At 33.6% G+C, this 6,302-nt stretch carries 7 protein-coding genes; 1 reads left to right on the top strand and 6 read right to left on the bottom strand.

From position 1 onward, the window contains the following. The first annotated feature begins 35 nt into the window (after window positions 1–35). Window positions 36–767, top strand: coding sequence for an alpha/beta hydrolase (locus ACI32A_RS04200; RefSeq protein WP_439753776.1), 732 nt, complete (start codon window positions 36–38; stop codon window positions 765–767). A 13-nt stretch (window positions 768–780) separates the two neighbouring features. On the opposite strand, the gene ACI32A_RS04205 is transcribed toward ACI32A_RS04200, so the two are convergent. The 6 genes from ACI32A_RS04205 to ACI32A_RS04230 all read right to left on the bottom strand — a co-directional run. Continuing rightward, on the bottom strand, window positions 781–1,605 hold the full coding sequence (locus ACI32A_RS04205; RefSeq protein WP_439753777.1) for an alpha/beta hydrolase: 825 nt from the start codon (window positions 1,603–1,605) through the stop codon (window positions 781–783). A 4-nt stretch (window positions 1,606–1,609) separates the two neighbouring features. Continuing rightward, window positions 1,610–2,647 (bottom strand): threonine aldolase family protein, encoded by a 1,038-nt coding sequence (locus tag ACI32A_RS04210; RefSeq protein WP_439753778.1) that lies wholly within the window; start codon window positions 2,645–2,647, stop codon window positions 1,610–1,612. 81 nt (window positions 2,648–2,728) lie between these two features. Next, window positions 2,729–3,520, bottom strand: a complete 792-nt coding sequence (locus ACI32A_RS04215; RefSeq protein WP_439753779.1) for an enoyl-CoA hydratase-related protein — start codon at window positions 3,518–3,520, stop codon at window positions 2,729–2,731. Between the two features lie 14 nt (window positions 3,521–3,534). Next, the gene (locus ACI32A_RS04220; RefSeq protein WP_439753780.1) at window positions 3,535–4,407 is read right to left on the bottom strand and encodes a 3-hydroxyacyl-CoA dehydrogenase family protein; all 873 of its coding nucleotides are present in this window, start codon (window positions 4,405–4,407) and stop codon (window positions 3,535–3,537) included. 18 nt (window positions 4,408–4,425) lie between these two features. After that, the gene (gene acrA, locus ACI32A_RS04225; RefSeq protein ID WP_439753781.1) at window positions 4,426–5,517 is read right to left on the bottom strand and encodes an acryloyl-CoA reductase electron transfer subunit beta; all 1,092 of its coding nucleotides are present in this window, start codon (window positions 5,515–5,517) and stop codon (window positions 4,426–4,428) included. 18 nt (window positions 5,518–5,535) lie between these two features. Continuing rightward, the coding region (locus tag ACI32A_RS04230) for an electron transfer flavoprotein subunit beta (protein ID WP_439753782.1) at window positions 5,536–6,302 on the bottom strand (767 nt) is incomplete at its 5' end.

Consider the following 6,302-nt stretch of genomic DNA (forward strand, 5'->3'; position numbering starts at 1 on the left):
AGTCTTTAAAATTGCTAGAGAAATTTAATATTCACATGGAATCATTCGATGAAGATCGAATGATTCATTTATATTTACCAGATGATTATCTAACATCCAATAAACGATATCCTGTTTTATATATGTTTGATGGTCAGAATTTATTTTCGGATGAAGATGCTACTTTTCATTCTTCCTGGCATTTAGCTCAAGCTATTGAAGAACGACAATTTGAATTAATTGTTGTTGGTCAGGAATGTTCTCATACAGGAAATGATCGACTGGATGAATATGGTCCCTATCCTTTTGCGGATTTTGAAGCCAAAGAAGCTTTTAATGGATATGGCGATTTAACAATGGATTTTTTCATTCATGAATTAAAACCATATATTGATGAACATTATCCAACAATGCCACAAAGAGAAACTACCTGGATTGGAGGCTCTAGCTGTGGTGGATTAATGGCTTTATATGCACATATTGTCTATAGCGACATATATTCAAAGTCTCTTGTTTTATCACCTTTTGTATCTCCAGTTGAAGATTATCTATATTTGGAAGCTTTTTATAGTGAATTAATGCAAGATAATCAAATGTATATTTCCTGGGGTGCATTAGAAGAAGGAAAACATGAATTTGTGAAAGAAACAAAGATCATTTCAAATATTGTTTCCATTTTATCTCAAAAAGGAATGAAATTTCATTTAAATGTAAAAGAAAATGGCCGTCATTGTGAACAAGACTGGGCACAAGAATGTAATGAATTTTTAGAATTTTTATTTGAATGAAAACGAAGTGAGTTCACTTCGTTTTTTGTATTGCATAATAATGTTTTGCAGCATATAAAAATTCTTTTTCAAAATGATAAATTGCCTGTTTACTGATTTTTCGAAATGGAAGAAGCATATCAAAGGCATGAAATCTAGTAGGATATATATCAAAATGCACGGGAATGCCTTCATTCTCTAAATGATTTATATATGTCATAGTTTCACAATAGAAAATTTCTTTATTTCCAATGAATGTATAAGCTGGTGGTAATCCTTTATAATTGGTTTGAATTGCTGGAACAGCATAAACAGGAATATCAGAATCAATATTTGATAGATATCGTTTCCATGCAGAATGATTTTTCTTTGTATTCCATGAAATGCCATGATGATTGCCAGAAGAAGGTGTATCTCGATTATCAATCATAGGATATAATGGCATTTGAAAAGCAATATTGACTTCTCCCTGATCTCGAGCATACATGCACAGAGCAATTGTTAATCCTCCACCTGCACTTTCGCCTCCTACCATAATCTGATTTTTATTACATTCCAATATATCGGCGTTTTCTTTTAAATATAGCAAAGCTTTATAACAATCATTTAAAGCAGCTGGATAAGCTTTTTTTGTTGCTAGAGTATAATCAACAGAAATAACAACAGCTCCATATTTTTTGACAAGATTAAAAGCTCTGGATATATAGACCATTTCTGCCATTCCAGTTACATAACCACCACCATGAATCCATAAAATAGCAGGCGTATCTTCTTTTTTCTTTTTATTCTTGGTTGGCTTTAATATCAGAAGCTTTAATCCATCAACTTTTATTTTATTTACAAGATAGCCTGAATCCATATGTTTATTCTAAAGCACTAGCTTCTTGAAGTTTTTGAATTAAAATATCTACATCTTCTTGTTTTGTACACCAGCTAGTCACAAAACGAATGATCAGCATGTCTTCTCGTTTATCCCAGACTTCAAAGTCAATGTCTTGTGATAAATATTGAAATTGTTTTTCGCTAACAACTGGAAAAACCTGATTGGTATCACTTTTCATAAATAATGGATATTTTAAAGAAACTAGTTCATCTTGAATCATTTTTGACATTTTATTGGCATGTTTTCCACATGTAAAATAATTATCATTTGTGAATAAACCAATAAATTGAACGCCCAATAACCATCCTTTTGCCATCATAGCTCCATTTTGTTTCATATTAAAACGGAAATACGGTTTTAAAGATGGATTTGTGATGACAACAGCTTCTCCCATTAAAGCTCCATTTTTCGTTCCACCAATATAGAATACATCGCACCATTTTGCGATATCATTTAAATCATAGTCACATACATTCGATGTGAGAGCCTGTCCTAATCGGGCTCCATCCATCATCAAATATAACCCTAGTTCATCACAAATATTACGTAATTCCATGAGTTCTTTTTTTGTATATACAGTTCCAAATTCTGTGGCATTGGAAATATAAACCAATTTTGGATACACCATGTGTTCATATGTTAACATATGCTCATTAAAACATTTTTTAATAACTTCAGGCGTTAATTTTCCATTATTGTTTGGTAACATAATGACTTTATGACCTGTAGCTTCAATTGAACCAGTTTCATGTGTAGAAACATGTCCTGAATCACAAGCTAAAACAGCTTCAAATGGTTTTAAAATATGTTTGATAATGGTTTGATTGGTAATAGTTCCTCCAACTAAAAAATGAATATCTACTTCTAAATCCGGTATATAAGATTGAATCATTTGTTTTGCTTTTGTACAATAAGGATCCATTCCATATCCTGTGACGTTTTCTAAATTTATTTTTTGTAAAAGATCTAAAATATCTTGTATACATCCTTGTCCATAATCGTTTCTAAAAAATAACATATGGTACCTCCAAACTGTTATTATTTTATCATATTGGTCTACAGAAAAAAAGAGTCCTGATTCAGGACTCTAAAATGAACATTATTTATTTTGGAAAGGAACAATTTTTAATTTTTTAGACTTATCTTTTTCTAAGAAATTTGCCATTCCAGCTCTTTGATCTTCTGTTTCAAAACAATCACCGAATAATTTTTCTTCAATAACAATTGCCTGATCCATATCTACTTGTAAACCATCATTGATAGCTTTTTTACAATTACGAACCGCAATTGGGGCATTTTTTGAAATAGTAGAAGCTAATTTTTGAGCAGCTGGTAACAATTCTTCCAAAGGATAGACTGCATTTACCAATCCAATACGATAAGCTTCATCCGCTTTGATATTACGAGCTGTATAAATCATTTGTTTAGCAACTCCAACAGGAACTACACGAGCCAAACGTTGTGTTCCACCAAATCCAGGTGTAATTCCTAAACCAACTTCTGGTTGTCCAAATACAGCATTTTCAGAGCAAATACGGATGTCACAGCTCATAGCAATTTCACATCCTCCTCCTAAAGCAAATCCATTAATGGCTGCAATAACAGGAATTGGGAATGTTTCAATTTTACGGAAAATATCATTTCCTTTTTTTCCAAAGGCTTCGCCTTCTTCTTTTGTTAAAGTACTCATTTCACCAATGTCAGCTCCAGCAACAAATGATTTTTCACCAGCTCCTGTTAAAATTAAACAGCGAATGGCATTTAAATCAACTGCATCTAAAGCCGCATTTAGTTCTTCTAAGACTTGCGAATTTAAAGCATTTAATGCACGTGGACGATTAATGGTAATAGTACCAACAAATCCTTCTGTTTCGTATGTAATGAATTCCATTTTAATTCTCCATCTTATAGTTCATCAACAGGTGTTTTTGTACGATCTGCATTATATTGATAGAATCCTTTACCAGATTTAACACCTAAATTTCCACCACGAACCATTTTACGTAACAATGGACAAGCACGATATTTACTGTCACCTGTTTCTTTATATAATACATCCATGATAGCTAAACAAATATCCAGCCCAATGTAATCTCCTAATTCTAATGGTCCCATAGGATGGTTTGCCCCCAATTTCATAGCTGTATCAATTCCTGCAATATTGGAAACGCCTTCCATTTTGATAAAAGCTGCTTCATTGATCATAGGAATCAAAATACGGTTAACAACAAATCCTGCAGCTTCATTTACTTGAACTGGTTCTTTTCCAATTTCAACAGAAATTTCTTTGATTTTTTCAACAATTTCTACAGGTGTATTTACACCAGCAATAACTTCGATTAATTTCATACGATCTGCTGGATTAAAGAAATGCATACCAACAACTGGACGATTAACTCCTTTTCCAATTTCAGTAATAGATAAAGAAGAAGTGTTTGATGCAAAGATGCATCCTTCTTTACAAATAGCATCTAATTCTTTGAAAGTATTTTGTTTTACTTCCATATTTTCGAAAGCAGCTTCAACAATTAAGTCACAGTCTGCACATAAATTTTCTTTTAATCCTGGTTCAATAGAAGCTAAAATTGCATCTACTTTTTCTTGTGATAATTTACCTTTACTAACTAAACGAGCATATCCTTTTTCGATTTTTGCTTTTCCATTTTCAGCCCATTCTTGTTTGATATCACATAAAGCAACACTATATCCTTCTACTTGAGCAAATGCTTTGGCAATTCCTTGCCCCATTGTTCCAGCACCAATAACTCCAACTTTCATGAATAGAACCTCCCTATTTTAAGCAGCTTTTGCTTTTTTGATTTCTTCAATTAATTGAGGAACGACTTTAAACAAATCGCCAACAATTCCATAATCTGCTACACCAAAAATAGGTGCTGCATCTGTTTTATTGATTGCGATAATACATTCTGAATCTTGCATACCAGCTGTATGTTGAATTGCTCCAGAAATACCTAAAGCAACATAGATTTTTGGATGAACTGTCTTTCCAGTTTGACCAACTTGATGCATTGCATCTAACCAACCTGCATCTGTAACAGCACGAGAAGCACCAACAACGCCTCCACCTAATACATCGGCTAATTCTTGAGCTAGAGCAATTCCTTTTTCTACGTCTTTGCTGATTCCACGTCCAACAGAAACAATAATATCAGCACCGATTAAGTCAACCATTTTTGTAGCGGCTTTTTCAATGGATAATACTTCTGTTTTAATATCAGCAGCACTTAATTCAAAACTAGGTTCAATGACTTGAACCGCATCCGCTTTGGCTTTGTCAAATGCAGCTTTTTTCATAACACCTGGACGAACTGTTGAAATTTGAGGACGGAAACGAGGACAAATAATAGTTGCCATCAAGTGTCCTCCAAAAGCAGGACGAGTCATCTTTAAGTTACGGTCTTCCCAGTCAAATGTTGTATTATCTACATCAATTGTGCTGGATTCACGTAAATATTCAACATATCCTTTAGTATCAATATCTAAATGAGTAGCATCAGCTGTCAATCCTGTATGTAAACGCGCTGCAATTCTTGGCGCTAAGTCACGTCCAATATTTGTTGCACCAATTAATAATACTTCTGGTTTAAATTCATTGACCATATCACATAATACTTTTGCATAAGCATCTGTTGTATAGTCTTTTAATAATGGACTGTCACATACAACCACTTCATCGGCACCATATCCACCAATTTCACTTGCTAAGCCTTTAACGTTTTCTCCTAATAAAAGTCCAACAACTTTACAGTTTAATTCTGTTGCCAATTTTTTAGCTTCTGAAACTAATTCAAAGTCTGTATTTTGTAGTTCACCTTGACGTTGTTCACAGAAGACCCATACATTTTTGTATTCGCTAAAATCTGCCATTTTATTTTCTCCTTCTTCTTAAATCAAATGTTTTTTTGCTAAGATGGAAGCCATTTGATTGGCAACATCGTCACCGCTTAACATTGTTCCAGCTCCTTTTTGTGGAGGAGTAAATGATTTAAATACATTTGTAGGTGAACCCTTCAAACCAATTGTATCCACTTCAATTAGTGGATCATCTTGTAATGCAGGATAATCTAAAACTTCGATTTCCTGATCAAAACAAGTAAAGCATCCAGAAACACTCATATAACGAGGTTGATTTAATTCTTTTACGCAAGTAATTAAACAAGGAGTTTGTACTTTAATTTTCATGAAACCGTCTTCTAATAAACGTTTAACAATTAAAGAATTTCCTTCTTTTTCAATTTCTGCTGCATAAGTAACTTGAGGTAAATTTAATTTTTCAGCAATTTGAGGTCCAACTTGTGCTGTATCCCCATCAATTGCCTGACGACCACAGAACACAACATCTTCTGGTCCAACACCAATTTTATTGATTCCTGCCGCAATAATTTGAGAAGTCGCAAAAGTATCGGATCCACCAAATTCACGTCCAGAAATTAATACAGCACGATCTGCTCCACGAGCAAGACATTCACGTAACATTGATTCAGCAGTGAATGGTCCCATTGAAACCACAACGACTTCACATCCTGTTTCGTCTTTTAATTTTAAAGCAGCTTCTAAAGCAGCTAAGTCATCTGGATTGGTAATGGTTGCCATGGAAGCACGATCTAATTGTCCATTTTCTTTAACGGCAACTTTTCCTGAAGTATCAGGTA

This window comes from Floccifex sp. (assembly GCF_051873555.1).
Lineage (GTDB): Bacteria > Bacillota_I > Bacilli_A > Erysipelotrichales > Erysipelotrichaceae > Floccifex.